The 26,096-nt window shown below is 73.1% G+C and carries 26 protein-coding genes; 12 read left to right on the top strand and 14 right to left on the bottom strand.

Annotated features, from left to right (window positions below):
- Positions 1-285: Uma2 family endonuclease (locus tag UK12_RS26840; RefSeq protein WP_269432047.1), on the bottom strand; the 285-nt coding region annotated here is incomplete at its 3' end.
- 247 nt (positions 286-532) lie between these two features.
- Between UK12_RS26840 and UK12_RS26835 the strand changes: the two genes are divergently transcribed.
- The 4 genes from UK12_RS26835 (at position 533) to UK12_RS26820 (ending at position 3,817) form a co-directional block, all read left to right on the top strand.
- Positions 533-1,051 carry a toxin-antitoxin system HicB family antitoxin gene (locus UK12_RS26835; protein ID WP_045305745.1) on the top strand — a complete coding sequence of 173 codons (519 nt, stop codon included), beginning with the start codon at positions 533-535 and terminating at the stop codon, positions 1,049-1,051.
- Positions 1,052-1,133: 82 nt separating this feature from the next.
- Positions 1,134-1,979 (top strand): DUF4097 family beta strand repeat-containing protein, encoded by an 846-nt coding sequence (locus UK12_RS26830; RefSeq protein WP_045305744.1) that lies wholly within the window; start codon positions 1,134-1,136, stop codon positions 1,977-1,979.
- Between the two features lie 75 nt (positions 1,980-2,054).
- Positions 2,055-3,032 carry a daunorubicin resistance protein DrrA family ABC transporter ATP-binding protein gene (locus tag UK12_RS26825; protein ID WP_045305743.1) on the top strand — a complete coding sequence of 326 codons (978 nt, stop codon included), beginning with the start codon at positions 2,055-2,057 and terminating at the stop codon, positions 3,030-3,032.
- The gene (locus tag UK12_RS26820; RefSeq protein WP_045305742.1) at positions 3,029-3,817 is read left to right on the top strand and encodes an ABC transporter permease; all 789 of its coding nucleotides are present in this window, start codon (positions 3,029-3,031) and stop codon (positions 3,815-3,817) included. The genes UK12_RS26825 and UK12_RS26820 overlap by 4 nt, the downstream gene beginning before the upstream one ends.
- 362 nt (positions 3,818-4,179) lie before the next feature.
- Here the strand turns inward: UK12_RS26820 and UK12_RS26815 are convergent, their stop codons facing one another.
- The gene (locus UK12_RS26815; RefSeq protein WP_045305741.1) at positions 4,180-5,031 is read right to left on the bottom strand and encodes a PhzF family phenazine biosynthesis protein; all 852 of its coding nucleotides are present in this window, start codon (positions 5,029-5,031) and stop codon (positions 4,180-4,182) included.
- Between the two features lie 131 nt (positions 5,032-5,162).
- A complete protein-coding gene (locus tag UK12_RS26810) occupies positions 5,163-6,434 on the bottom strand; it encodes an ROK family protein (protein ID WP_197085195.1) in 1,272 nt (423 codons plus the stop codon).
- Between the two features lie 227 nt (positions 6,435-6,661).
- Between UK12_RS26810 and UK12_RS26805 the strand changes: the two genes are divergently transcribed.
- Entirely contained in the window at positions 6,662-7,942 is a 1,281-nt protein-coding gene (locus UK12_RS26805; RefSeq protein ID WP_052682180.1) for an MFS transporter, read from the top strand.
- A gap of 66 nt (positions 7,943-8,008) precedes the next feature.
- Here UK12_RS26805 and UK12_RS26800 read toward each other — a convergent pair whose 3' ends face one another.
- The gene (locus tag UK12_RS26800; RefSeq protein ID WP_045305739.1) at positions 8,009-8,683 is read right to left on the bottom strand and encodes a lysophospholipid acyltransferase family protein; all 675 of its coding nucleotides are present in this window, start codon (positions 8,681-8,683) and stop codon (positions 8,009-8,011) included.
- 329 nt (positions 8,684-9,012) lie between these two features.
- On the opposite strand from UK12_RS26800, the gene UK12_RS26795 reads away from it, so the two are divergent.
- Positions 9,013-9,576, top strand: coding sequence for a HutD/Ves family protein (locus UK12_RS26795; RefSeq protein ID WP_045305738.1), 564 nt, complete (start codon positions 9,013-9,015; stop codon positions 9,574-9,576).
- Positions 9,577-9,737: 161 nt separating this feature from the next.
- Here UK12_RS26795 and UK12_RS26790 read toward each other — a convergent pair whose 3' ends face one another.
- Positions 9,738-10,493 carry an acyltransferase gene (locus UK12_RS26790; protein WP_045305737.1) on the bottom strand — a complete coding sequence of 252 codons (756 nt, stop codon included), beginning with the start codon at positions 10,491-10,493 and terminating at the stop codon, positions 9,738-9,740.
- Between the two features lie 301 nt (positions 10,494-10,794).
- Positions 10,795-11,568: an enoyl-CoA hydratase family protein gene (locus UK12_RS26785; protein WP_045305736.1), complete on the bottom strand. Its 774-nt coding sequence runs from the start codon at positions 11,566-11,568 to the stop codon at positions 10,795-10,797.
- 206 nt (positions 11,569-11,774) lie between these two features.
- On the opposite strand from UK12_RS26785, the gene UK12_RS43565 reads away from it, so the two are divergent.
- Positions 11,775-12,101, top strand: a complete 327-nt coding sequence (locus UK12_RS43565) for a glycosyl hydrolase family 18 protein (protein WP_045305735.1) — start codon at positions 11,775-11,777, stop codon at positions 12,099-12,101.
- Between the two features lie 128 nt (positions 12,102-12,229).
- Here the strand turns inward: UK12_RS43565 and UK12_RS26775 are convergent, their stop codons facing one another.
- Positions 12,230-13,462: a geranylgeranyl reductase family protein gene (locus UK12_RS26775; protein WP_082119985.1), complete on the bottom strand. Its 1,233-nt coding sequence runs from the start codon at positions 13,460-13,462 to the stop codon at positions 12,230-12,232.
- 132 nt (positions 13,463-13,594) lie between these two features.
- Here UK12_RS26775 and UK12_RS26770 point away from each other — a divergent pair, with 132 nt between their 5' ends.
- Positions 13,595-14,959, top strand: coding sequence for a dipeptidase (locus UK12_RS26770; protein ID WP_045305734.1), 1,365 nt, complete (start codon positions 13,595-13,597; stop codon positions 14,957-14,959).
- A gap of 169 nt (positions 14,960-15,128) precedes the next feature.
- Here UK12_RS26770 and UK12_RS26765 read toward each other — a convergent pair whose 3' ends face one another.
- From UK12_RS26765 to UK12_RS26735, 7 genes are all read right to left on the bottom strand, one after another.
- A complete protein-coding gene (locus UK12_RS26765) occupies positions 15,129-15,650 on the bottom strand; it encodes a hypothetical protein (RefSeq protein ID WP_052682179.1) in 522 nt (173 codons plus the stop codon).
- A 69-nt stretch (positions 15,651-15,719) separates the two neighbouring features.
- Positions 15,720-16,505, bottom strand: a complete 786-nt coding sequence (locus UK12_RS26760; protein WP_045305733.1) for a DUF4184 family protein — start codon at positions 16,503-16,505, stop codon at positions 15,720-15,722.
- Positions 16,506-16,750: 245 nt separating this feature from the next.
- Positions 16,751-17,809: an NUDIX hydrolase gene (locus UK12_RS26755; RefSeq protein WP_045305732.1), complete on the bottom strand. Its 1,059-nt coding sequence runs from the start codon at positions 17,807-17,809 to the stop codon at positions 16,751-16,753.
- A 257-nt stretch (positions 17,810-18,066) separates the two neighbouring features.
- Positions 18,067-19,512 carry an acyl-CoA synthetase gene (locus UK12_RS26750; RefSeq protein WP_045305731.1) on the bottom strand — a complete coding sequence of 482 codons (1,446 nt, stop codon included), beginning with the start codon at positions 19,510-19,512 and terminating at the stop codon, positions 18,067-18,069.
- Positions 19,513-19,688: 176 nt separating this feature from the next.
- Positions 19,689-20,651 carry an electron transfer flavoprotein subunit alpha/FixB family protein gene (locus UK12_RS26745; protein WP_045305730.1) on the bottom strand — a complete coding sequence of 321 codons (963 nt, stop codon included), beginning with the start codon at positions 20,649-20,651 and terminating at the stop codon, positions 19,689-19,691.
- A 77-nt stretch (positions 20,652-20,728) separates the two neighbouring features.
- Positions 20,729-21,508 carry an electron transfer flavoprotein subunit beta/FixA family protein gene (locus UK12_RS26740; protein ID WP_231591400.1) on the bottom strand — a complete coding sequence of 260 codons (780 nt, stop codon included), beginning with the start codon at positions 21,506-21,508 and terminating at the stop codon, positions 20,729-20,731.
- 421 nt (positions 21,509-21,929) lie between these two features.
- Entirely contained in the window at positions 21,930-22,235 is a 306-nt protein-coding gene (locus tag UK12_RS26735; RefSeq protein ID WP_231591399.1) for a TlpA family protein disulfide reductase, read from the bottom strand.
- 371 nt (positions 22,236-22,606) lie between these two features.
- Between UK12_RS26735 and UK12_RS26730 the strand changes: the two genes are divergently transcribed.
- From UK12_RS26730 to UK12_RS40060, 4 genes are all read left to right on the top strand, one after another.
- Positions 22,607-23,374, top strand: coding sequence for a lysophospholipid acyltransferase family protein (locus UK12_RS26730; protein ID WP_045305746.1), 768 nt, complete (start codon positions 22,607-22,609; stop codon positions 23,372-23,374).
- Between the two features lie 565 nt (positions 23,375-23,939).
- The gene (locus UK12_RS26725) at positions 23,940-24,566 is read left to right on the top strand and encodes a DUF6230 family protein (protein WP_045305727.1); all 627 of its coding nucleotides are present in this window, start codon (positions 23,940-23,942) and stop codon (positions 24,564-24,566) included.
- A 35-nt stretch (positions 24,567-24,601) separates the two neighbouring features.
- On the top strand, positions 24,602-25,111 hold the full coding sequence (locus tag UK12_RS26720) for a DUF6114 domain-containing protein (protein WP_045305726.1): 510 nt from the start codon (positions 24,602-24,604) through the stop codon (positions 25,109-25,111).
- A gap of 454 nt (positions 25,112-25,565) precedes the next feature.
- A complete protein-coding gene (locus tag UK12_RS40060) occupies positions 25,566-25,970 on the top strand; it encodes a hypothetical protein (protein ID WP_156178949.1) in 405 nt (134 codons plus the stop codon).
- Positions 25,971-26,096: the final 126 nt, after the last annotated feature.

Genomic DNA, 26,096 nt, shown 5'->3' with positions numbered 1-26,096 from the left:
GATGCCGTAGCGGCCGTACTTCGCCGTGCAGTCGTCGTAGTCCTTGCGCGCGGAGGAGACCGACACCACCTCGGCGATCAGCAGCACGTCCTCGAAGCCATAGCGCTTGCCCTGCCGCTGCGCGTCCTCCCGCAGGATCGCGAAATCGGGGGCGGAGTTCTCGTCGGCCGGGAAGTCGATGTGCACATCGGAGATGACCTTCGTGTGTCGCCCGAGAGCGAGGGAGTCGATCTGCATCGACCTGATGGTGCTGGAGTGCTCCTCGCTCCGCGGGGTCATGACCACCTTCCCGTCGTGGCATCACGTGGCATCACATGGAGCCGAGTGGCGCCACATGGCACCGCGTGACGCCATCCCGTGTCGCCCGGCGCCATTCCGGATCCCAAAAAGCACATGAACACGCCTGGCGCCACAATGACGCAGGGCGTCCCCTTCACGTTTCCGCAGGCAGGGCGGCCACCCTCGGACTCACCCCACGCAAGGTGCCGCCCGATCCTTGCGCGTGGCGCCACAGTGGTGCCATGATGACGCCATGGACCTCACCCCGTATGTCGACACCCTCCGCCGCGAACTCGCGGTGGCCGCCGAAGCCGGGGGGGAAGATGCCCGCAAGCTGGCCGAGCGGCTCACTGCTCCACTGGAGTCGGCGACCCGTCTGACCATGCTCAATGTGCTCTCCGCCGCGATGGACGAGATCACCCGCGAGCTCGCCCCCGGCTCGGTCGACGTACGGCTGCGCGGGCTGGACCCCGACTTCGTGGTGACACTGCCGCCCGCCGACGGCGGCGCCCCCGCAGAGTCGGCCGCGCCCGTCGAACCGTTCAAGACCCCGGCCCCGGCCGATGCCGACGAGGGCGGCACCGCCCGCGTCAACCTGCGCCTGCCGGCCCAGCTCAAGGCGCGAGCCGAGGAGGCCGCGAGTCGCGAGGGCCTGTCGGTCAACGCGTGGCTGGTGCGCGCCGTGTCGGCCGCGGTCGACACTGGCGCCCGGCCGCGCACGACGGAGCGGACCCACACCGTCGGACAGAGCATCACGGGCTGGGTGCGCTAGCCGCGCCCGCGCCCGCCCCACTTCACCCACACCACGTCCCACCAGCGGGGACGCCCCGAAGACCCAGGAGGACGGGACAGCCATGCCTTCTTTCGACACCCCCGAAGCGATCTCGGCCACGGCACACGTGGAGGCCGGTTCCATCCGGTTCACCGCGGGCGACCGCCTCGACACCGTCGTCGAGGTGCGGCCCCGCGACCCGAAGCGGGACCCGGACGTCCGGGCGGCCGACCAGACCGAGGTCACGTACGCGAGCGGCGTCCTGACCATCAGGACGCCCAAGCAGCGCTATCTCGTCGGGCGCACCGGCACCGTCGATGTGACGGTCGAACTTCCCACGGGCTCGCGCGTCGACATGACCGGCGCCTGGGCCCAGGTGCTCGGCGAGGGCCGGCTCGGCGAGGTCCGGGTGAAGACCTCGTCCGGTGACGTCCGTCTCGACACGACCGGGCCACTCCAGCTGACCGCCTCCCACGGCTCGATCACCGTGGACCGGGTCGAGGGCATGGCCGAGATCACCACCAGCTCCGGCAGCCTGCGCGTCGGCACCGTCGACGGCACCGCCGTCCTGAAGAACTCGCACGGCTCCACGACCGTCGGCGCTGCGACCGGCGAGCTGCGGGTGAGCGGCGCCAACGGCGACATCGACATCGCGCGCGCCGAGGCCTCGGTCACCGCCGCCACCGCCCACGGCACCCTGCGTGTGGGCGAAGTGGCCCGTGGCGCCGTCCAGTTGGAGACCTCCTACGGCGCCATCGAGGTCGGCGTCCGCGAGGGCACGGCCGCCTGGCTCGACGTCAGCTCGGGCTCCGGCCAGGTGCGCAACACGCTCACCGCGTCCGAGGCCCCGGAGAAGACCGAGGACACCGTCAAGATCCGCGCCCGCACCCGGCACGGCAACATCGACATCCTCCGCGCCAAGGCCTGAGCACCACATCCTCGACCGGCCCCGTCCCCAACCCACGTCAGCCTTCGAACGGAGGGCCCCATGCCTTCTTTTGTCATGCCCACGCCTAGGAGGGCCGACGGTCACGCCTCTCCGGCCGCCGTCTCCACCGTCGGTCTGCGCAAGTCGTACGGCGACAAGACCGTGCTCGACGGCATCGATCTGCGCATCCCGGCCGGCTCGGTCTTCGCGCTGCTCGGGCCCAACGGCGCCGGCAAGACCACCACCGTGCAGATCCTGTCCACGCTCATCACCGCCGACGGCGGGCAGGCCCAGGTCGCGGGCCACGACATCGCCACGTCACCGGACGGGGTGCGCGCCGCGATCGGCGTGACCGGACAGTTCTCCGCCGTCGACGGGCTGATCACCGGCGAGGAGAACATGCTCCTCATGGCCGACCTGCACCACCTCTCCCGCCGCGAGGGCCGCCGCACCGCCGCCGAGCTGCTGCAGCGCTTCGACCTGGTGGAGGCGGCGAAGAAACCCGCCTCCACCTACTCCGGCGGCATGAAGCGCCGCCTCGACATCGCCATGACGCTGGTCGGCAACCCGCGGATCATCTTCCTCGACGAGCCGACCACCGGTCTCGACCCGCGCAGCCGCCACAACATGTGGCAGATCATCCGCGAGCTGGTCTCCGACGGCGTCACCGTCTTCCTCACCACGCAGTACCTGGAGGAGGCGGACCAGCTCGCCGACCGTATCGCCGTGCTCGACGACGGCAGGATCGCAGCCGAGGGCACCGCCGCGGAGCTGAAGCGGCTGATCCCCGGCGGGCATGTCCGGCTCCGCTTCTCCGACCCGTCCGCCTACCAGAGCGCCGCCCTCGCGCTGCGCGAGGTCACGAGGGACGACGAGGCGCTGTCGCTGCAGATCCCCAGTGACGGCAGCCAGCGCGAGCTGCGCTCCATCCTCGACCGGCTGGACTCCGCCGGCATCGAGGCGGACGAGCTGACCGTGCACACCCCCGACCTCGACGACGTGTTCTTCGCCCTGACCGGCGGCACCGACCAGCCCAAGGAGGCTGTCCGATGAGCTCCCTCTCGCTCGCTGTGCGCGACTCGTCCACGATGCTGCGCCGCAACCTCCTGCACGCGCGGCGCTACCCGTCCCTCACCCTGAACCTGCTGCTGACGCCGATCGTCCTGCTGTTGCTCTTCGTCTACATCTTCGGTGACGTGATGAGCGCGGGCATGGGCGGCGGCGCGGACCGCTCCGCGTACATCGCCTACCTCGTGCCGGGCATCCTGATGATGACCATCGGAGGCACCGTGGTCGGGACCGCGGTGTCCGTCTCCAACGACATGACCGAGGGCATCATCGCCCGCTTCCGCACGATGGCGATCCACCGCGGGTCCGTGCTCATCGGGCACGTCGTCGGCAGCGTGCTGCAGTCGGTCGCCAGCGTGGTCCTCGTGGGTGCCGTCGCCGTGGCCATCGGCTTCCGGTCCACGGATGCCACGGCCCTGGAGTGGCTGGCGGCGTTCGGGCTGATGGCGCTGGTCGCCCTGGCGCTCACCTGGATCGCGGTCGGGATGGGCATGGTCAGCCCGAACGCCGAGGCGGCCAGCAACAACGCGCTGCCGCTGATCGTCCTGCCGCTCGTCTCCAGCGCCTTCGTCCCGGTCCACGCGATGCCGGGCTGGTTCCAGCCGATCGCCGAGTACCAGCCGTTCACGCCGGCCATCGAGACCCTGCGCGGGCTGCTGCTCGGCACCGGGATCGGCAACAACGGGTGGCTCGCGGTCGCCTGGTGCCTGGCGCTCTCCGCGCTCGGCTACTTCTGGTCGAAGGCGGTTTTCAACCGCGATCCGAAGTAGCCGAGACGACCGCGCGGGCCGCACCCCGCAACTCGTCCTGCCCGAGGGCGGCGTACTCCGACACCGCGTCGGCGTACGCCGCCCCGGCCGCGTTCTCGGCCGCGTGCCGGGCCCGGGGCCGCGGACATCGTCAGCTGCAACTCGCGCCGCATCCGTTCGGCCGGCGCGAGCCCCGTGCTTCCGGGCACGTCCCGAAGCAACTCACCACCGGCTGGCCGCTCGCCGCTACTGGTCGTTCCGATCCTCCCCAGGGGCCAGTACGTACCGGCCTCCGTACCTGGCGACCTGGTCCTGCCTGCCGCCGCTCCGAGCCCATCAGTCCCCGCGCCCCTGACGAACAGCGCACGGCCGGTCGGGCCGCCCTACGGGATACGGACCGCCGCGCCGCTGACCCGGATCCTCGGGTCGCCCGGGCGCAGCTCGACGCGCAGGCGGCCGGGGCGGCCGAGGTCGTCGCCCTGGTGCAGGGTCAGCACGGCTGCCTCGGACTCCAGCCCGCCGAGCTCGCGCAGGTACGCGCCGAAGGCGGCGGCCGCGGCGCCGGTGGCCGGATCCTCGACCACGCCGCCGACCGGGAACGGGTCACGCACGTGGAAGGTGTCGGCCGACTCCCGCCAGACGAGCTGAAGCGTGGTCAGGTCGAGCCCGGCCATGAAGGCGGCCAGCCGCTCGAAGTCGTATGCCAGATCGGCGAGTCGAGCGCGGGTCGCGGCCGCCAGCACCAGGTGGCGCGCGCCCGCGTAGGCGATCCGGGGCGGCAGGGTCGGGTCCAGCTCCTCGCGGCGCCAGTCGAGGGCCGCGAGCGCTTCGTCCACGTCCGCGTCGGCGATCTCCTCGACATGCGGCTCGACGCTGGTCAGGGTCGCCGCCAGGACCCCGCCGGAGCCGGTGGTCACCTCGACCGGGACGGTGCCCGCGCGGGTCTCGAAGACCAGCCGGCCGGGACCGATCCGCTCGGCCAGCGCGACGGCGGAGGCCACGGTGGCGTGTCCGCAGAACGGCACCTCGGCCTTGGGGCTGAAGTACCGCACGGTGTAGGAGCGTTCGGGCCCCGGGGTGAGGAACGCCGTCTCGGAGTAGCCGAGTTCGGCGGCGATCGCGAGCTGCGTGGCATCGTCCAGCCCGGTCGCGTCGAGCACTACACCGGCGGGGTTGCCGCCACTGGGGTCGGTGGTGAACGCGGCGTAGCGCAGCACCTCTGCGGAGATCGTCATGCCGGTCGGCAACACCGCCCCGGACCGGTTGATTCCCTCCCGTCACGGCGCCATCCCGTGGCGCGCCCGTCTGGACCTCACCGTACCCGGTGTGCCGAACTCCGGCCGGGGACAGCGCGGTCAGGCCCGGATCAGGCAGTGGCCACCGCCTGCGGCTCGTGCAGGTAGGGCTCCCAGGCGAGTTCGGCAGCGCCGACGAGTCCCGCGTGGACGACCTCGGCGGGCACGATCGGCACCCGGCCGCTGCGACCCCAGAGGCAGCGGTCCGCGACCACCGAGGCAAGCCGTTCGGGAGCGGCGGCCAGCAGGTCGCGGTGCAGTCCGCTGAGCACGATGCGGTCGGGGTTGAGGATGTTGACCATCCCGGCGAGGCCCAGGCCGAGGCGGTCCACGATGTGTTCGACGGCGGACCGGGCGTCCGGGTCCCCGGCGGCGGAGCGGGCCAGCTCGCGGGCCTGGTCGAAGAGCGGACGATCCGGGTCGGGGGTGCGGCCGGCGGCCGCGAACAGGGCGTCCGGATCGGTCTCCGCGTTGAGGCAGCCCCGGTTGCCGCACTGGCACGGACGGCCCTGTGGATCCACCGTCAGATGGCCCACCTCCAGCGCCAGCCCGGCGCTTCCGGTGTGCAGTCGGCCGTCGATGACCAGGGCTCCGCCGACACCCCGGTGACCCGAGGTGACCAGCAGAAGGTGCCGCGATCCCCGGCCGGCGCCGTGCCGGTGCTCGGCGAGGGCGGCCAGGTTGGCGTCGTTGGCGACGGCGCTGGGGAACGGGCGCCGCACGTCGGGACCGAGGTCGGCCCTGCGGATCTCCTCGGCGAACAGGTCCGCGACGGGCGTGCCGCTCGGCCAGGCGAAGTGCAGCGCGGCCAGCGCGGTACCGTCCGGCTCGGTCACCGGATTGGGCAGGGCGAGCGCCGCGCCCAGACAGCGGCGGCTCGACGCGCGGGCCAGTTCGGCGCCGGCCGCGGTGACCGCGCGCAGCATCCGCACCGGGTCGGTCGCGGCGGGCAGCGGCAGGTGGACCGGTGGCTCCAGCCGGCCGCCGAGCCCCGCCAGCGCGACGCTCAGACCGTCCGCGTGGATCTGCGCGGCGATCACCACCGGGCCCGCCGGGTCGATGGCCAGCCGGTGCGAGGGGCGGCCCCGCCCGCCACCCGCCGGACTGGAGTCGACCGTGATCAGGCCGAGCGCCTCCAGTTCCCCGCTCACGGCACCCGCGGTGGCCCGGGTGACGTCCAGCGTGCTGGTGAGCGCGGACCGGGTGGGCGCCCGGCCGGTGTGGATCAGGGCCAGGGCCGGTCCGAGCAGCGTCCGGCCCCGGTCCGGCGCGCTCCGGCGGGCGTCCACGGACCCCTGGCGGGGCTCGTCGGGCGTCCCCGGCAGGCGTGCGTCGACTGTCACACGCGGGCGCGAACCGGCTCGCGCGCCGAGCACCGTACGGCGCTCGGGGCTGCCTCCGCGCCCGGGGGAGTTCGGGCACTCGGGACTGTCCGGGCGGTCGGCGGCGAGCCCGGGCTCTGCGGCGGCCCCGCGCTCGGCGGCTCGGCGGCCCTCACCGGGGCGGTCCTGGGATCCACCGGCCGGATACTGACTTGTTGGTGTGTGCGGCACTCCCCTATTCTGACTTTGTGCCGCTCCTAAACAAAACCCGCGCCCGTTCAGAAGCCCACAACCCCCCGATCGGCCGCTCCGGCACCGCTCCCGACCACTCGTGGTCCGCCGTCCGGATCGCCCTCACCGCCTTCTTCGCCATCGACGGTTTCCTCTTCGCCGCCTGGGTGGTGCGGATCCCCGACATCCGGGCCCAGGTCAGCGCCTCGCACAGCGCACTCGGTCTGGCCCTGCTCTGCATCTCCGCCGGGGCGGTCGCCACCATGCCGCTGATCGGCCGGCTCTGCGTCAGATACGGCAGCCGCCCGGTCACCGTCGGCTCGCTGGTCGCACTCAGCCTCTCCGTACTGCTGCCCGCGCACCTGCACTCGGTGCTGGGGCTCGGCCTGGTCCTGATCCTCTTCGGCGCAGCGTACGGTGCGGCGAACGTCAGCATGAACAGCGCGGCCGTCGATCTGGTCGCCGAGCTCCGACGCCCCGTCATGCCCAGCTTCCACGCCGGCTACAGCCTCGGGGGCCTGGTCGGCGCCGCGGTCGGCGGACTGCTCGCCGGCCGGCTCAGCACGGCCTGGGCGCTCGGCCTCAGCGGGCTGCTCGGCCTGCTGGTCACCGCCCTCGCCGGGACGGCCCTGCTGCGCGGCTCCGCCGTCGCCACGTCCCCCGCTCCCCGACCAGTCACACCCGCTACACCTGACACCTCCGGCCCCGGGGTCGGCTCCGTGCCGAAGGCCCGGACGTCGCTCCCCTCAGGCGCCGCACGGGTGCTGGTCCTCCTGCTCGGCCTGACCGCCCTGTGCGACGCGTACGGAGAGGGCGCACTCGCCGACTGGGCCACCCTCCACCTGACCGACGACGTCAACGCGAGCGCCGGGCTGGCTGCGACCGGCTTCGCCGCGTACGCCTTCGCGATGACCGCCGGGCGGGTCGGCGGCACCTGGCTCTCCGTCCGGCTCGGCCAGACCAGGGTGATGCTCTTCGGCGGCCTCACCGCCGGTACCGGGATGCTGATCGGCGCTCTGGCACCGACCGTGCCCGTGGTGCTCGCCGGGTTCGTCCTGGTCGGGCTCGGCCTGTCGAACATCTTCCCGCTCGCCATCGCCCAGGCCGGTGCCATCGGCGGTCCCAGGGGCGTCGCCACCGCCTCCACCCTCGGCTACGCGGGCATGCTGATCGGCCCGCCGGTGATCGGCTTCCTCGCCGATGCGACCTCCCTCCCCCTCGCCCTCACCAGCGTCGCCGCCACCTCGGCGGTGGCCGGACTGCTCGCGGTCACGGTCCGCCCTCGGCGCAGCCGCTAACGCGTCCCGTCTCCCAGCCGCAGTCGCCGCAGTCGCCGCTGTCGCCGGTATCGCCGGTATCGCCGGTCAGGTCGACGGGGAACCGTCGGCGGCGGCCGGTCGGCCGAGCCGCCGTACAGCGGTGTGCCATGCGGCGGTGACGGCGGCGTGAGCGGCGGCGGTCGCGGCGGGGACGTCACCGGCCAGGTGCACCGGTGCGCCGACGTGGACATGCAGGTCGGGGCGGCGGAGCGGTGCGGTGAGCAGACCGGCGACCTGCTTGGACGAGCTGCCCGAACTCAGCCGCCGTGCGCCGCACTGTCCGAGCGGGACGACGGGGGCTCCGCTCGCCCCGGCGAGCCTGGCGAGCCCGCTACGGAAGGGGGCAGGAGCCAGGTCGCCGGCGTCCGTTCTCCGCGGCAGACCTCCCTCGCCGTAGATGAGGACCAGGTGCCCGGCCGCCAGGGCTGCCGCCGCATCGTCGAGGGCGGCGGCGGCCCGGTGCGTACCGCGGTGGACGGGGATGTGACCGCCGTTCCGGAGTGCGCGACCCAGCAGCGGGATCCGCCAGAGCCCGGCGGTGGCCATGACCACCGGCTCGACTCCCAGGCGGTGCAGGGCTGCCAGCACGACAGCCGGATCCGCGAGCGAGGTGTGGTTGGCCGCGATGATGCTGCCGGGGGCGAGTGGCCCGTCACCATCGGTGGTGACCGTCAGGCTGCCGAGGAGTGGCACCAGGGTGGAAGCGATTCGGCTGAGCATCTGGGTGTGTTCCTTCGGGCCGATGGTGCAGTGTGGCGCCTGCCATCCTCCGGCGCGGGCCCGGCGGGCACCTGAGTAGGGGTACTCAACTTGCCTCCGGGGTCCGACCGTAGGCACGGTCGCCCGACGTACCGCCCCCCCGAGCCCCAGCCGTCCGAATTCCCCTGTGCTGCACGGGAGTTCGGCCAGGGCTCCACCGTCTCCCCGAGCTGACCCGCCCGATCGGGTCCGGCCACGGGGGCGGCACCGGCCCACTGCTGTGAGAGGCTCACCGACAGCACAGCAGCAGGACAGCGCACGGAGCACGACCGGCGAGGGCGGAGCAGGCGATGACGGTCCAGGTAATGCGAGCCGACGGGCGGGCCGCGACACCGTGGCTGAACGGCGGCGGGGTGACCCGCGAGGTGGCCGGATTCCCGACCGGCGCGGGGCTGGCCGAGTTCGTGTGGCGGGTGAGCCTCGCCGACGTCGCGCAGGGCGGACCGTTCTCCCGCTTCGAGGGCGTGGACCGGGTCATCACCGTGGTCGAGGGTGCGGGAATGGCCCTGACGGTGGCCGGTACCGAGCACCGCATCGCGCAGCCGTACCGTCCGTTCGCCTTTCCCGGCGAGGCGGAGACCGGGTGCCGGCTGCTCGACGGGCCCGTGGTCGACTTCAACGTGATGACCCGGCGCGGGCGCGCGACCGCCGAGGTCGAGATCGCCGACTTCCAGCGTGCGGTGCGGGTGCCGCCGTCCGCCGTCGTCCTGCTGGTCTGCCTCGCCGGGACCGCCGAACTCGACTCCGCCGATGTCCGGCTGGGCCGCTACGACGCCGCGCTGCTGGACGGGGGCGAGGATCTGCTGCGGGTCGACGGCGTCACGGCCGTGGTGACGATCCGCCACGCCGGCTGACAGCCGCCGTCGCCTGCCGCGTTCCCGCCCGACCGGCCGCTCGGATCGGTCAGCCGGACCTGCACCCGGCCGTCCGAACCCGGCCGGGCCGGACGAGGCCGGGCGGGCCGGACGAGGCCGGGCGGGCCGGACGAGGCCGGGCGGGCCGGGCGGACGGGGCGTCAGTTCTGTTCGCCGGGGAGGCGGAGGTCCCAGCCGACCAGGGCGCGGAGCTGCTCGGCGGTGATGCCCTCGGGGATGGGGTTGGGCGGCTCGTGGCGCAGGGGCGGCTGCCAGCCGTCGTCGGCGGTCCAGTTGCGGACGACCTTGGCCGGGGCACCCGCGACCACGCTGCAGTCGGGGATCTCGCCGCGGACCACGGAACCGGCGGCGACCACCACGTTGCGGCCGATCCGCGCACCGGGCAGGATCACGGCTCCCGTGCCTATCCAGGAGCCGGAGCCGATCTCGACCGGCTCGTTGCGCGGCCACTGCTTGCCGATCGGCAGCTCGGTGTCGTGGTACGAGTGCGCGGTGTCGGTGATGTAGACGTACGGGCCGGTCCAGACGTCGTCGCCGAGCACGATCGACTGGTGGCCGACGATGTGGCTGCCTCGTCCGATCACGCAGCCGCCGCCGAGCCGGACGATCGGGTCGGGGCCGAGGTCGAGCCCGGGGAGGAACCCGGCCGAGATGGTGACGCGTTCGCCGATGATGGAGAACGGCCCGATGGTGATCCACTGTTCGTTGAAGACGGCGCCGAGCGGGAACGCCAGCTTCGTGCCGTCGCCCAGTTCGCGGAACCGGTAGGGGCCCGGGTTGTCGTTGGAGACCGCGCCGACGCCCTGCACCCACTTCCAGCCCCGGTGCACCAGCCGGCCGGCTGCGCGGCGGCCTCGGGAGCGGGCGGCGTTCAGGAGGGTACGGGCATTCGACATGCGCCCACGCTAGCGGGCGCACGCCGAGGTCAGGACGGCGGAGGGACCAACATCACAACCGGGTCCCCGGCCGACCGCACGGGCGTCCCGGGACGCGCGGACCCGCGCGGACAACCCCGGGGGCCCGTACGGATCCCGGGAACCCGATCCTGCGCTCCGCGAGGGCGCGGGGGGACTGCGCGAGCAGCCCTCGACGGGCCTGCCCGGTCTCCCGCACAGTCCCCCGCGCCACCGACAGCCCACGGCCGCCCTGCCGCTGAGCCGCTGAGCGGCCGGCAGCGCACGGCCCATCGCGAGCGGACTACTCGGCCTGCTCGGCCCAGCGGGCCGGGCGGCGCTCCAGGAAGGACCGCATCCCCTCCTGCGCCTCCGCCGAGCCGAACAGCCGCGCGGACTGGGCGACTCGCTCGTCCGCGTCCCGCTCGAAGGAGGCCACCACGTCCGCGTTGGTGAGGCGCTTGGACTCGGCCAGGCCCTGCGGCGAGCCCAGCCGGATGGCGTCCAGCAGGACCTTGAGCGCCGCCTCGGGATCCTCTGCGGCCTCGCTGATCAGGCCGATCCGGGCGGCCTCGGCAGCCTGGAAGACCTCACCCGTCAGGTAGTAGCGGGAGGCGGCCCGCGGGACCAGCTTGGGGCGCAGCGGCAGGGAGATCACGGCGGGTGCGAGCCCGAGCCGGACCTCCGTGAAGGCGAAGGTGGAGAGCGGCCCGGCGATGACGATGTCGGCGGCGCCGAGCAGTCCCAGGCCGCCGGCCCGGGCGGCGCCGTTGACCAGGGCGATCACCGGCTTGGGGCAGTCGATGACGGCTCGTTGGATGTCCACCAGGCCGCGCGGGCCCACCGTGGGGTCGGCGCCGGTCGCCTCGGAGAGGTCCGCTCCCGCGCAGAACACCTTGCCGGTGTGGCCGAGTACCACCGCCCGTACCGCCGGGTCGGCGGCCGCGTCCGCGAGCCCCTTGGAGAGTTCGGCCATCAGCCGGGTGGAGAGGGCGTTGCGGTTGTGCGGGGAGTCGAGCTCCAGGGTGCTGACGGCATCGGCGGTGGTGATACGGACGAGCGGTACTTCGCGGGTCATCGCGGCTGGGCCTGCTTTCCGGCTGAGGGGTGGTCGGACGGCGTGCAGTTCACTCCGGCGCGCACCCGGACGCTGCGGACGGCCGTCGGGTGCACGCGACTTCACGGACGGCCGGTGGATGTGGCCGCCCGGAACGAGACTCTGACACGACCACCTGCCCCGGAACCAGAGCCCCGGGAAAATCCGCTGGTCAGCGCCGTACCCGGGTGCGGCGGCAGCCGACCCGCGACCTCCGGTCACCCTCGTCACCGACCGCACCGACCGCACCGCCGCCGATACCGGGCACCCGGGGGTACGGCAACCTGCTCACCTCGGTGCCGGGGCTGACCGTCTACCACAACCAGCAGTCCGTCGCGACGTACGGTTACACCGGCGCGGGCGGACAGTGGTGGACCTTCGACGACCCCTGGTCGATCGGGCAGAAGACCGCCTATCCCAGGTCCAAGGGGCTGCTGGGCGGCATGATCTGGGAGATGTCGGGCGACGCCCCGAACGGCACCCTGATCACCGCACTCGACAACGGCCTGAAGTAGGCCGGACGGTGGGCCGGGGCCGACACCTCCCGGCCCACCCGTCACTCAGGTCGGCGAACGCCCGCTTGTCGCCCGGCTCGGCGAACGCCCGACCACTGCCCGGCTCGGCCAACCCCGGCCCGGTGCCGTCAGCGTCCGGCGAAGGAGGCCAGCTTGCGCGCGGCACGGTGGTCCCGCATCACCTGGGCGAACGTGGTGTGCCCCTGGGTGGTCCTGGCGAAGGCCCGCCAGGCCGGGCCGATCAGGCAGACCGCCGCGTGGAAGAGGTACGGCCGCCGCTCGAAGGCGTTCAGCATCACCTTCCCGGCCCGCATCTCCACCCCGAGACCGGCCTTGATGGCGAAGGCGTAGTTGAGCGCCTGCCGCCGCACGCCGGTCGTACCGTCCGCCTCGGCGACCTTGACCGCCCACTCGCCCGCCAGCCGGCCCGAGCGCAGCGCGTACGAGATGCCCTCGCGGGTCCACGGCTCCAGCAGCCCGGCCGCATCACCCGCGACCAGCGCCCGGCCGCGCGAGAGCGGCGAGTCCTCGGCCCGGCACCGGGTCAGGTGCCCGGACTCGACGCTCGGGGTGAACCCGGCCAGGCCCAACCGCCGGATGTACTCGGCCAGGTACTGCTTGGTGCCCTCGCCGTCGCCGCGCGCCGAGATGACGCCGACGGTCAGCGTGCCCGAGTCGGTCTTCGGGAAGACCCAGCCGTACGAGCCGGGCAGCGGGCCCCAGTCGAGGTGGATCTTCCCGGCCCAGTACTCGGAGACCGACTCCGGCACCGGGATCTCGGCCTCCAGGCCCAGGTCGATCTGGTCGAAGGTGACCCCGACGTGCCGGCCGATCCGGCTGGCGCTGCCGTCCGCGCCGACCACCGCACGGGCCTCGATGCGCCGGCCGTCGGCGGTGGTGACGAACGCCGTGCGCGCCCCCTCCTGCTGGTCCACGCCGCTGACGGTCACTCCGGTGACCAGCACCGCCCCGGCCTGCTCGGCGGCCTGCACCAGACGCAGGTCGAACTCGTCCCGGTTGACCAGGCCGAACAGCATCCGCTTCGAGCGGCGGGTCCGGGCGAACCGGCCGCTCAGCGCGAAGGTGACGGCGTGGATCCGGTCCTGCAGCGGCAGCTTGAAGTCCGGCGGCAGGCTGTCCCGGGACGGCCCGATGATGCCGCCGCCGCAGGTCTTGTAGCGCGGGTGCTCGGCCTTGTCGAGGAGCAGCACCCGGCGGCCCTGCGCGGCTGCGGCGTACGCGGCGGAGGACCCGGCCGGCCCTGCGCCGACCACCACCACGTCCCACACACCGGCCAGCGGATCGGGCTCGGTGGGGGTGTCGATACGGTCCTGGTCGTGGGAGCTACCGGAGTCAGTCACGGGCAGCAATTCTAGTGTGCGCACCGGACCCGCCGATCCATCAGGTTCGGGCCTGTGAGCTGCCGCGCCCGGCCCGACCTATGATCGACGGACCCCCGCAGACCGTCCCCGAACACCCCCTCGGAGAAGTTGATGACCCAGCAGCCCCTGGCCGCGGCCGTCCGTTCCCTGATGCCGCGCGCCAAGGCCGACCTCACCGAGCTGGTGGCCTTCCGCTCGGTCGCCGACCCGCGCCAGTTCCCGGTGGAGGAGTGCGAGCGGGCGGCCCGCTGGGTCGCCGACGCCTTCGCCGCCGAGGGGCTGACGGGCATCCGGCTGCTCGACACCCCGGACGGCACCCAGTCCGTCTACGCCGAGCTGCCGGGACCGGCGGGCGCCCCGACCGTCCTGCTGTACTCGCACTACGACGTGCAGCCCCCGCTGGACGAGACCGCCTGGCAGAGCCCCGCGTTCGAGCTGACCGAGCGCGACGGCCGCTGGTACGGGCGCGGCGCGGCCGACTGCAAGGGCAACATCCTGATGCACCTGACCGCCCTGCGCGCGCTGCGCGAGGTGGACGGCGGCTTCCCGGTCGGCCTGAAGGTGATCGTCGAGGGCTCGGAGGAGCAGGGCACAGGCGGCCTGGAGCGCTACGCCGAGCAGCACCCCGAGCTGCTCGCCGCCGACGTCATCGTGATCGGCGACACCGGCAACTTCGCCCCCGGCCTGCCCACCGTGACCGCCTCGCTGCGCGGGATGACGGTGGTCGAGATCGCCATCGACACGCTGCCCGGCAACCTGCACTCGGGCGCCTTCGGCGGTGCCGCCCCGGACGCGCTGCAGGCGCTGATCCGGGTCCTGTCGACGCTGCACGACGAGCACGGCGACGTCGCGGTGGCCGGGCTGACGGCCGACCAGACCTGGACCGGCGTCGCGTACCCGGAGGAGCAGTTCCGCGCCGACGCCAAGGTGCTGGACGGCGTCTCGCTGACCGGCACCGGCACGGTCGCGGACCGGCTCTGGGCCCGCCCCTCGGTGACCGTCCTGGGCATCGACGCTCCCCCGGTGGTCGGTGCGACCTCCTCGGTGCAGGCCACCGCCAAGGCCAGTGTCAGCCTGCGGATCCCGCCGAGCATGGGCCTGAAGGAGGCCCAGGACGCCCTGGTCGCCCACCTGGAGGCCGTGGTCCCGTTCGGCGCCCGCGCCACGGTGAGCCGGATCAGCGGTGGTGAGGCGTTCAGCGCCGACACCACCGGACCGGCGTACGACGCGATGGGCTCGGCGATGCGCGAGTCCTTCGGCGTCGACATGGTCGCCTCCGGCGAGGGTGGCTCGATCCCGCTCTGCAACACGTTGCGCACCCTCTACCCGCAGGCCGAGATCATCCTGATCGGCGTCGAGGACCCGACCACCCAGATCCACGCCGTCAACGAGAGCGTGGACCCGCAGGAGCTGGAGCGGATGGCCCTCACCGAGGCACTGTTCCTGCGCAACTACGCGGACCGCTCGGCCTCGTAGTCCCCGGACAGCACGGCGGGCTGCGTCCCGGGCAGCACGGCGTCACGGCCAGTACGGCGGGCCGGTACGGAGGGGCACCCTGATCGCCTCCGTACCGGCCCTGCCCGGTTGCCGTACCGGACCCGACCGGTCCCCGCAGACCCCCGTGCGGCCTGCGAGGACCGGTGGGTCACCGCCCGGAGCTCAGCTCCAGGGGTTGGCCGGCTGGTCGTTGACCGCGGTCCAGAACCGGACCCCGGCCGGCAGGCCGCCGGCGGCCGCCGCCCTGGCCGCGCTCCCGCATGAACGCGGCGGCACCCCAACGGCCGTCCTGCACATCGCAGTTGACGCGCAACTCAGCGACGTACCCCAGCTCCGTCAGCAACTCCCGACAGCGGACGCTCCGCTCCGGCCGCCCGTGATTGGCTCGTACCACGCCCTGGGCCAGCAGCCCGGACTCCCTGATCGCCACGGACCGGGTACCGTCCGCGCTCCAGAACTCCAGGAACGCGGCCTGCTCGAACCCTTGCGCGTCGAGCCCCTCGGAGACCGTCGAGATGAGGAAGCCCGTGGCCGGATCCGCACCGTGAAAACAGCCGCCGTCGAACCCGAGCCCGGTCCGCAGCAGTCCGGTCAGTTCACGGAACAGCTCCGCGACCGGCGGTCCGGCCGCCGAGCGGTCGGCCGTCTCGCCCAGGATTTTACGTTCCACACCCAAACGATTGACCGTGACATGACTATAGGTGTCCGAACTCTCCGCCGCCCTCCGCCAGTTGGCGGGTCACGGACCGTTCCGGCACCGGACCAGCAGCCGTACCGCCAGCGCATGGCCCGTGGCTCCGACCACGAGTCCGGCACCGGCACCGAAGCAGATCTCGTCGAGCCGGGCCCGCCCCCGGCGGCGCCGGAGGCGATGCACCACGCCGAGGGCCGCGCCGAGGCCGAGAGCGGCAACCCCGGCCCCACGGAGGAGCGGTGCTGCCTCCTGCCCCAGCCCTTGTTCCTGTTCCTGTTCCTGAGCTTGGGCGCGCTCGGCGGCCAGCAGCGCGGCCGTGTACCGGACGACCTCGGCGAGCGCCACCGCCGAACCGCCGTACTGCAGAACGTCGTACAGCGGCACCCCGACGACCCGCCGCGTCAGCACCGGGAACGCCCGCACACCCGCCCGTCCCTCGTGCGTCCAGGCGTCCCACCCGACGTGCGTCGCCGCGCCGATCCCCGCCGACACCGCGAACCAGCCGACCGCCCGGCCGGCACCTCCCGCGGTGACGGTCTCCGCGGCCGCCGCCCACGACGCGGGGAGCAGCGACACCAGCGGTTCCCGCAGCAGCCGGTGCCACCCGGCCGCCAGACCGCCCGCGACCACCACGTCGACCGTCGGCACCGCCCACCACCGGTGCGTGAGCTCTCCGAAGCGGTACGTCCCGCGCAGCACCGACTCGGCGTAGAACGGCACATCCGGCGCCAGCGACCCGGCCACCAGTCCGGTGGCCAGCAGCGGCCCCCGGCCCCGCCCACCGCGCAGCAGCGGCAGGACGGCGGCGGGATGGCTCAGCGTGAACGGCACACACCCATCTTCGGCACCCGACCGGCCGCGCACGACCCCGGCGGGAGCGTGGAGCCGTGCGCCGCCGTGCGCGCGGGGAGCCGTGCACCTCTGCCGGAGCGCGCAGCCGGCGCCTCTGCCGGCGCAGACGGCCGTGCGCCGCTGCGAGTGCGGGGAGCCGTGCGGAGCGCCGTGCACCTCCGTGACGCGCCGGTCGCGCGGCTCCCCGCCGGGGTCGTGCCCGGGCCCCTCCGACAGGCGGGACCTCACCCGGCGGCGGCCGCCCCCACCGCAGCCGGAAGTCCCGCCTCCAGATAGCGGAGTTCACCCCGTTCGCGGGCGTCCAGAGCGGCGGCGAGCCGGCGCAGGCGGCCGGGCGGGAGCAGACCGGCGGCCTCGTCCAGGGTGACGAAGCGCCAGCCGCGCAGTTCCTCGGGGGGCAGGCGCAGCGCCTTGCACGCCGCGGCATCCAGGCGTCCGCCGTCGTAGACCAGCCGCAGGCCGCCCCGGCGCGGACCGGTGCGCGGCTCCCAGTCGACCGCGAGCAGGCGCAGCGCGGGCGCCTCCAGGCGCAGGCCCAGTTCCTCGACGGTCTCGCGCAGCGCTGCGTCCGTGGGCGCCTCGCCGCGTTCGACGACCCCGCCCGGGAACTCCCAGGAGGGCTTGTAGACCGGGTCGACCAGCAGCACCCGGTCCTGTTCGTCGAAGAGCAGGACCGCGGCGGCCACGGTGTCCCCGGTACTGTCGGCGCTCCGCACGATGGGGCAGCGCGCGGCACCGTCCTTGACCAGCTCGGCCAGGCGTTCGGCGGTCTGGCGCGGCGTGAGCTCCCCGGAGTCGATCAGCCGGGCGTCGCGGCTGAGCCAGCGTCTGGCGCTCCGGTACTGGGCGAGGTGCTCCAGGCACCAGGTGCGGACCCGGGCGCTCGCCTCGGGGTCGCCCGGGCACTCCTCCCGTCCGGCGATCCGCTCCTGCAGGATCGTTTCCGCAGGGTCCAGAACGAAGTGGTGCACGGCCAGCCCACGGGCGGCGAGCGCGCCGAATATCTCGTCCCGGTAGTCCTCCCTGAGCAGGGTCATCGGCACCACCAGCGGCCCCTCGACCTCGCTCAGCAGGGCGGCCGCGACCTCGGGCACCAGGCGTCGCCAGGACGGCAGGTCCTGGTAGTCGGCGACCGTGGCCATCCGGTCCACGGGCAGCATCCGGCGCAGCCCGGCTCCGACCAGTTCCGGGTCGTACAGCACGCTCCCGGGCAGCAACTCCACCAGCTCGCGGCAGGCGCTCGTCTTGCCCGCCCCGAATGTGCCATTGACCCAGACGATCACAGCGTCCCCTGCCGTCGGCGCAGCCCGATACCGTCCGCACCGGGCGGCGCGGTCCGTACTCTCCTGGCCACGCGCCACTCGTGGTGGTACCCGCGCCGGGGCCCCGGCCATGCCTGGGCCTCCGGCGCACCGTCATTTCCCGGCCGTGCGGCACATGTCCGCCGCACCGTCCGATCGTCCCGGTCCGACCGCTCCCGGTCCGGTCGTCCGGCTCCGGTCGTGTGCCCGGCGGCCCCGGCCGGCCAGCGCTGCGGAGCTCACGCCCGATCGAGCAGCTGCTTCTTGAGCACCTTGCCCATCGCATTGCGCGGCAGTTCGTCGACCAGCACCACCCGGCGGGGCCGCTTGTGCACCGAGAGCCGCTCCGCGACGAAGGCGGTCAGCTGTTCGCCCGTCACCTCGCCCTCCGCGATCACATAGGCGACGACGGCCTGGCCCAGGTCAGCGTCGGGGGCGCCGACCACGGCGGCGTCGGCCACGGCGGGGTGGTCACGCAGGGCCGACTCGACCTCACCGGCGCCGATCCGGTATCCGCCGCTCTTGATCAGGTCGACCGAGGCGCGGCCGACGATCCGGTGGAAGCCGTCCGGGCCGATCACGGCGACGTCCCCGGTGCGGAACCAGCCGTCGGCCGTCCAGGACTCGGCGTTGGCCTCCGGCCGGTTCAGGTAGCCGGCGAACAGCGTCGGACCGGCCAGTTGAAGCTCCCCGACCGTCTCTCCGTCGCGGGGTACGGGCGCACCGTCCTCGCCGACCAGCCGGGTGCGCACCCCCTCGACCGGCAGGCCGACGCTGCCCGGCCGGCGCTCGCCGTCGGCCCTGGTGCTCACCGTGATCAGGGTCTCCGTCATCCCGTACCGCTCGATCGGGGCCTGGCCGGTGAGGGCCGCCAGCCGCTCGAAGACCGGCACCGGCAGCGGCGCACTGCCCGAGACCAGCAGCCGGGCGCCGCTCAGCGCCCGCGCCGCGGACTCGTCCGCGGCCACCCGCGACCAGACGGTCGGCACACCGAAGTACAGGCTGCCGCGCGCCCCGGCGTACGCCCCGGGTGTCGGGCGGCCGGTGTGCACCAGCTTGCTCCCGGTCCGCAGCGCGCCGAGGACGCCGAGGACCAGTCCGTGCACATGGAACAGCGGCAGACCGTGCACCAGGGTGTCCTCGGCGGTCCACTGCCAGGCGGCGGCGAGCGCGTCCAGGTCTGCGGCGACGGCGGAGCGCGGGATCAGCGCTCCCTTGGGCGCGCCGGTGGTACCCGAGGTGTAGAGCACGAAGGCCGTACGCTCCGGCGCAGGCTCCGGGTACGCGCCCCCGGCGCTCCCCGGGGCGCCCGACGATCCCCCGGAGCGCGCCGCACGCCCCGTCAGTTCGACCGGCAGCGCCTCGATCCCCTCCCAGGTCTGCTCGCCCGGCCGGACGGCCAGCAGGGTGGCGCCCGAGTCCCGCAGGATGTACTCGCGCTCCTTGGGCCCCGAGTCGGGCGGCAGCGGCACCACGGGCACGCCCGCCAGCAGCCCGCCCACCACGGCGGTGACCGTCTCGGCGGTCGGCCGGGCGAGCACCGCCAGCGCCGGAGCACCGGCCACCCGGCCGGCGAGCGCCGTCGCGGCGTTCAGCAGCTGCTCGCGCGACATCGCGTGCCCGTCGATCACCAACGCGTCGGCAGCGTCGCCGAATCCGCCCTCAAGTGCCGTCAGCAGTCTCATATACCGGACTCTACGCCGCCCCCCGCCGCACCGGCCGGGCAACCTCCCGGCACCTCCGCCCGGCACCACTTGCCGGCAGTACTCCGGCAGTTCCCGGCAGCGCCTCGGCAACGCCGAAGGGCGCGGCCCCGGTGTCCCGGAGACCACGCCCTTCGAACCGTCCGACCGGCCCGAGGTCAGCCCTTGCGGGCCTTCACCTCGGCGGTGAGCTGCGGCAGCACGGTGAACAGGTCACCGACCACGCCGTAGTCGACCAGCTCGAAGATCGGCGCCTCGGGGTCCTTGTTGATGGCGACGATGGTCTTCGAGGTCTGCATACCGGCACGGTGCTGGATCGCGCCGGAGATGCCCGCCGCGACGTACAGCTGCGGCGAGACCTGCTTGCCGGTCTGGCCGACCTGGTTGGTGTGCGGGTACCAGCCGGCGTCGACGGCGGCACGCGAGGCACCGACGGCGGCACCGAGCGAGTCGGCCAGCTCCTCGACCACGCCGAAGCCCTCGGCGGCACCGACACCACGGCCACCCGAGACCACGATCGCGGCCTCGGTCAGCTCCGGGCGGCCCGAGGACACGCGCGGGGTGCGGGAGACGACCTTGGCCGCCTTGCCGGTGAACTCGACGGCGACGTTCTCGACCGCGCCGGCGGCCGGGGCGGCCTCGGGGCTGGTGGAGTTCGGCTTGACGGTGATGACCGGGGTGCCGTGCGACACCTTGGACTTCACCTGGAACGAGGCGGCGAAGACCGACTGGGTCGCGACCGGACCGCCGTCACCGGCCTCCAGGTCGACGGCGTCGGTGATGATGCCGGACTCGAGGCGCAGCGCCACGCGGGCCGCCACCTCCTTGCCCTCACCGGACGAGGTGACCAGCACCGCAGCCGCGCCGGCGGCCTTGGCGATCTGGGTCAGCGCGTCCACCTTGGGGACGACCAGCTGGTCGGCGAACTCGGCGCCGTCGGCGACGTACACCTTGGCCGCACCGAACTCGCCCGCCTTGGCGGCGATGTCGGCGGCGGCGGAACCGGCACCGAGGACGACCGCCGAGGGCTCGCCGATACGGCGGGCCAGGGTCAGCAGCTCCAGGGCCGGCTTGCGGACCACACCGTCGGCGTGGTCGACGAGGACGAGAATCTCACCCATCGCTCAATGTCTCCTGTATCTCCGGACCGCCCGTCACTTCCATTGTGGGCAGTCACCACGTCAATGGGTCAGATGGATCAGATGAACTTCTGCTCGGCGAGGTAGGCGGCGAGCTGCTTGCCACCCTCGCCCTCGTCCTTGACGACGGTGCCGGCGGTACGGGCCGGGCGGGCCGTGATGGTCTCCACGGCCGTCCAGGCGCCACCGAGGCCGACCTCGTCCGCCTCGATGCCGAGGTCGTCCAGGTCGTACTCCTGGACCGGCTTCTTCTTGGCGGCCATGATGCCCTTGAAGGAGGGGTAGCGCGCCTCGCCCGACTGGTCGGTCACCGAGATCACGGCGGGCAGCTCGGCCTCGAGCTGCTCGGTGGCGGCGTCGCCGTCGCGACGGCCCTTGACGGTGTTGCCCTCCAGCGAGACCTCGGAGAGCAGGGTGACCTGCGGCAGGCCCAGGCGCTCGGCCAGCAGGGCCGGCAGGACGCCCATGGTGCCGTCGGTGGAGGCCATGCCGCAGACGACCAGGTCGTACTCGGTCTTCTCCAGCGCCTTGGCGATGATCGCCGAGGTGCCGATCACGTCGGTGCCGTGGATGTCCTCGTCGTTGACGTGGACGGCCTTGTCGGCACCCATCGAGAGGGCCTTGCGCAGGGCGTCCTTGGCGTCGTCCGGGCCCACGGTCAGGACGGTCACCTCGGCGTCGCCGTGGGCCTCGGCGATCCGGAGCGCCTGCTCCACGCCGTACTCGTCCAGCTCCGAAAGGAGGCCGTCGACGCCCTCCCGGTCGGTGGTGGTGTCGTCCTCGAAGCGACGGTCACCGGTCGCGTCGGGCACGTACTTCACACAGACAACGATCCTCAAGCTCACGGCCTGTCTCCTGTACTGGTCTCGTCCGGCGGCTGCGGCTGTGCAAGTGGGCTGTGGACACTCTCCAGACCCACTCCGGGCAGCGGTTATAGCTGTGCCCGTCCGGAACTCCTGGCAGCATACTTGCCAGTAGCTTAGCCGTCACTACTGGCCAGTAGCTTAGTGCTGCCGGACCCCCGGCCGAGCGCCCCGCTCCCCCCGAAGCGCGCTGGCCGGGAGGGGTGCGGGACGGCTGCACTGCCGTCTTGGCCCATCCTGCCCCAGGCTGGGCCGTGCTCCACCTGACTGCGCAGCAGATCCACTGTGAGATTGAACGGTCTTGACAAGATTCACCTGGCCGGGTGGTCCGCGCACCGCGTCCCCGCAGCGCCCCGCCCGACCTCCCGCCCGGCCCCGGACAGCCCCGGACGGCCGCTCAGATCGCCGCTCCCAGCGCCGCTATCACGTCCGCCCGGCGCGGCTGACCGGCGGCCCGGCGCACCACGGCCCCGCCGGCGTCCAGGACCAGGACGGTCGGGGTCCGCAGGATCTCCAGCCGCCGCACCAGTTCGAGGCGCTCCTCGGCGTCGATCTCCACGTGCGCCACACCGGCCACCATCCCCGCGATCTCCGCCAGGACCCGCCGGGTCGCCCGGCAGGGCTGGCAGAACGCCGTCGAGAACTGGACCAGCGTCGCCCGCTCCCCCAGCTCCTGCCCCAGCTCGTCCGAGGACAGCCGCACGGCCACGTCCTCCGCCCGCCGCCGCACCACCTTCAGCCTCCCGCCGCACACCGCCCGGTCATCACCCCAGTGTGCGGCCTGCCGCGACCCGGCCTCCGACCACCCCCACGGACCCCACCCAGGCCGCTTGGCACACCGGGCCACCTCGCGCCGGCGGGGTGGTCGTCGAAGGGTTCCGACGTGTTCAAGACGCCCCGGAGTGCGGCATTCGTCACCTCCGGACGTGCTCAGATGACAGAGGGCGCCCCTTCGGGGGATTATCTCCGTGTATCACCCGTGGCCGCCGCGGCGTGCCGCTGCTCCTGTCGGCCACCACCCACGCCCCGGGTACCACCGGACCGGGCGGCAGCCCGCGGGAAGTAGGGCTGACCATGGCAGAGTTCGTGTACCCGCCGGTGATCGGAACGGCGCTCACCGTCTTCCGGGCACTCGACCTCCGGATCAGGATCGAAGGCGCCGAACACATCCCCGCCGAGGGCGGCGCGGTCCTGGTGAGCAATCACATCAGTTACCTGGACTTCCTCTTCGCCGGCATGGGCGCCTTCAAGGGCGGCAAGCGCAAGACCCGCTTCATGGCCAAGGACGACGTCTTCCGGCACGGCATCTCCGGTCCGCTGATGCGGGGCATGAAGCACATCCCCGTCGACCGCACCGACGGCCAGCCCGCGTACGAGGCCGCCGTCAAGGCCCTCAAGGACGGCGAGGTCGTCGGGGTGTTCCCCGAGGCCACCATCAGCCGCTCCTTCATGCTGAAGAAGTTCAAGACCGGCGCGGCCCGGATGGCCGCCGACGCCGGCGCCCCGCTGCTCCCGGTGGTGCTCTGGGGCACCCAGCAGCTGTGGACCAAGGGCCGCCCGAAGACCCTGACGAAGCGTCACGTCCCCGTCACCATCATGATCGGCGAGCCCATCGAGCTCACCGCCCAGGACAAGCCGGTCATGGTCACCCGCCGTCTGCGGGCCACCATGTCCGAGATGCTCGACCGCGCCCAGCGCGAGTACCCCGGCAAGCCCAGCGGCCCCGACGACACCTGGTGGCTCCCCGCCCACCTCGGCGGCACCGCACCCACCCTGGAGGTCGCCGAGGCCGAGGACGAGGCCGAGGCCACCGCCAGGGCGGAGCGGCGCGCGCAGGGCTGACCCGGCTGCGACGGCCGGTGCCGGTGGCCTCCGAGGCCCCGGCACCGGGTCGGACCGCCGACGTACCCGCCCCGTCGCGCGCCTCCGAGGCCCCGTGACGCCGACGGCGTCCTGCTGCGGAAAGCTGCAAAAGGGAACTTCCGCGAACCCCTGCTTACCGGCGGGCGCGATCCTCGACCTTTTGCCGGACAGCGCCGGACCCGGCAGAAGCCGGTGGACGAACCTGCCGATACCCGGCCTCCGTGGGCCGATTGAGTGGCATGGCCGAACCCCGCAGCGCCAGACTTGCACGGTGCCTGCACGTGTCCCATGCTCGACCGTGTCGGCCCGGCCGATGGCCCTCGGACCTCGGCCGGAAGGCGTCACAGGCCGCGGTCACCCGGCGCCGACCGTCCGGCGCCGTGGCAGAAGAGGGAAAACCCTCACCGGTGAACCCCTTTCTCTTCGGTCTCCCAGCCATTTCCCGAGCGCCCGGCCGCCGAAATACCTGTCCAGCCATTCCACTGCCCTATCCGGCTGCGGAATGAGGCCGACCAGCCGACGGTGCAGAGGGAGAGCGAACGGTATGCCACGCAGCAGCGGCAGAACCCGATGGAAGCGCTTCGCCGTCGTGCTGACACCGGGCATCGCGGCAACCGCACTCCTCGCCCTCGGGATGGCCAAAGGGGCGTTCGCCGCCTCCTTCTTCATCTCCAACGAGCAGTTCAAGCTGTCCGCGGACTCCCTCACCGGTGAGGGGCTGAGCCTGTACGGCATGATCGACGTGGCGCGGGACGGCACCCACGTCCCGGTCGAGGTCACCGGGTTCAGGTCCGCACGGATCGACGGGCTGTGCCAGTCCGTGGTCGTCCCGATCCCGGTTCTCGGCCCCTTCACGCTCAGACTCACCAGCGGCGACCGGGGAGCTCCGGCCACGGCACGGGAATTCTTCATCGACACCACGCTCCTCAAGGCCGATGACGCAACCATCCACAACATCGACGTCGGCATCGCGGCAGGCTCCCTCACGACCGGCGAAATCAGCCCTGGTGACCGCAGCTCACCGCTCTTCGACCCCAACGGCATCGCGCTCCAGGGCACGACGACCACGCTGAGGAATCTCCGCAGCACTGCGGTGGCCGCCTCGGCCGGCACCATCAACCTGCCCGGCATGGTCATCTCGCTCAGGGCCGGTCGGAACGAGTGCTTCTGATCCACCCGTCCGCCCGTCCAGCAGGGAGCCGTCACGTGCCGAACCCGACCACGCCTGCCGAGTCCGACCCGCGTCGCGGACTCGCGGGAGCGCGGGAGTCGTTCCGCGCCTGGCGCGGTAGTCGCCCCTTCTGGGCCGGGTCGCTGACACTCGCGGCGGGCTTCCCGATCCTGTACTTCGCCTTCAGCCACATCACGTTGGGCGGCATCACCCTGGCCCTCTCCACCATGGCCGGCGCGGGGTCGCTGGTCATCGGCCTTCTGCTCATGGTGCTGGGCGTCACGATGTGGTTCCAGCAGCAGGTCCGGACCTTCGCCGGGATCGCGGCGACTCTGCTCTCCCTGGTGTCCTTTCCGCTCGCGAACTTCGGCGGCCTCCTGCTGGGCCTGCTCTCCGGGCTCGTCGGCGGCGCCCTCGCCTGCGCGTGGGCTCCCCCGGACGCCGGTTCAGAGGCCGCCGCCGAGGACCGGATCGCCGTACCGGGAGCCGGGGCACGGAGTACGGCGCTCACGGACCCCGCAGGCGGGAGCCTCGGTGCCGAGTGACGGCACCCGAACGGGCGAGCTCGACGCCGCGACGAGCGCGCGGTTCCTGCACGGCGGCCCGCACGGGCTGCCACGGCCGGCCTCGGCGGAGCGACTGCCGCGTCCAGTCCCCCGGCGGGGCACGGTGCTGACACTGACCGCTCTGCCGACCGCCCTCCTCGTGGCCACCGTCGCCGCGCCCCGGGTGGCCTCCGCAGACGATGGCCCAGCCCCGTCCGCCACCCTTGTGTCTCCCTCCGCCTCCGCCGACCGGTCGGCCCACGCCCGGGAGACGCGCCTCGACCGGAACAGTGGCCACACCGCTCAGCCGGGAGGCCCCGGCCCGGGTTCCCGCATCAGTCCCAGTCCTCCTGACGACCGGGCACCCGCCACGAGGCCGAGCCCACTGACCCCAGGCCCGGAGTGGATACTGACCTCGCGCAGAATCGTCCTCCACGACAGCGTCTTCAACGGCGTGGTCACCCTGGAGACCACCGCCGGACCCGAGCGGATACTGCGGTTCACCGCCCGGACCGTGGACATCAGCGACCTCGACCTGGCGACGAGGCGGGGCGGAGTGACCTGGCACCTTCTGGCCGCTTCCGGCACCACCTCCACCGTCGCGGGCGCCCCGATGACGCTCTATGCGGAGGAACTGTCCGGCACCGTCACCGGTCTCGGGGACGGCCCGCACCCTCCGGCCCGCACCGTGACGATCACCCCTGACGCCATTCCGCAGTGGCTCCGCAATCCGGTCGACCAACCCTCCGGAACGGGCATACGAACGCTGGTCCTGGAGGACGTGACGCTGAGTCGGACCCGTCTGGTGGACGGCGACCTGACCATTCCTGGCTTGCACCTGCGAGAGGTCCGGAGCTGAACCGGACTCAATCGGACCGAGCTCGGGACGGAAATGGTCCGGAAATGCGGAAAGCCCCCTCCCGGTCTCCCGGGAAGGGGCTTTCTCGAATGATTGTTCGGCGGCGTCCTACTCTCCCACAGGGTC

Origin of the sequence: Saccharothrix sp. ST-888 (assembly GCF_000955975.1) — a bacterium.
Classification (GTDB): Bacteria; Actinomycetota; Actinomycetes; order Streptomycetales; family Streptomycetaceae; genus Kitasatospora.
The sequence above is the reverse complement of the archived record's forward strand: the minus strand, read 5'-3'. Positions and strand labels throughout refer to the sequence as shown.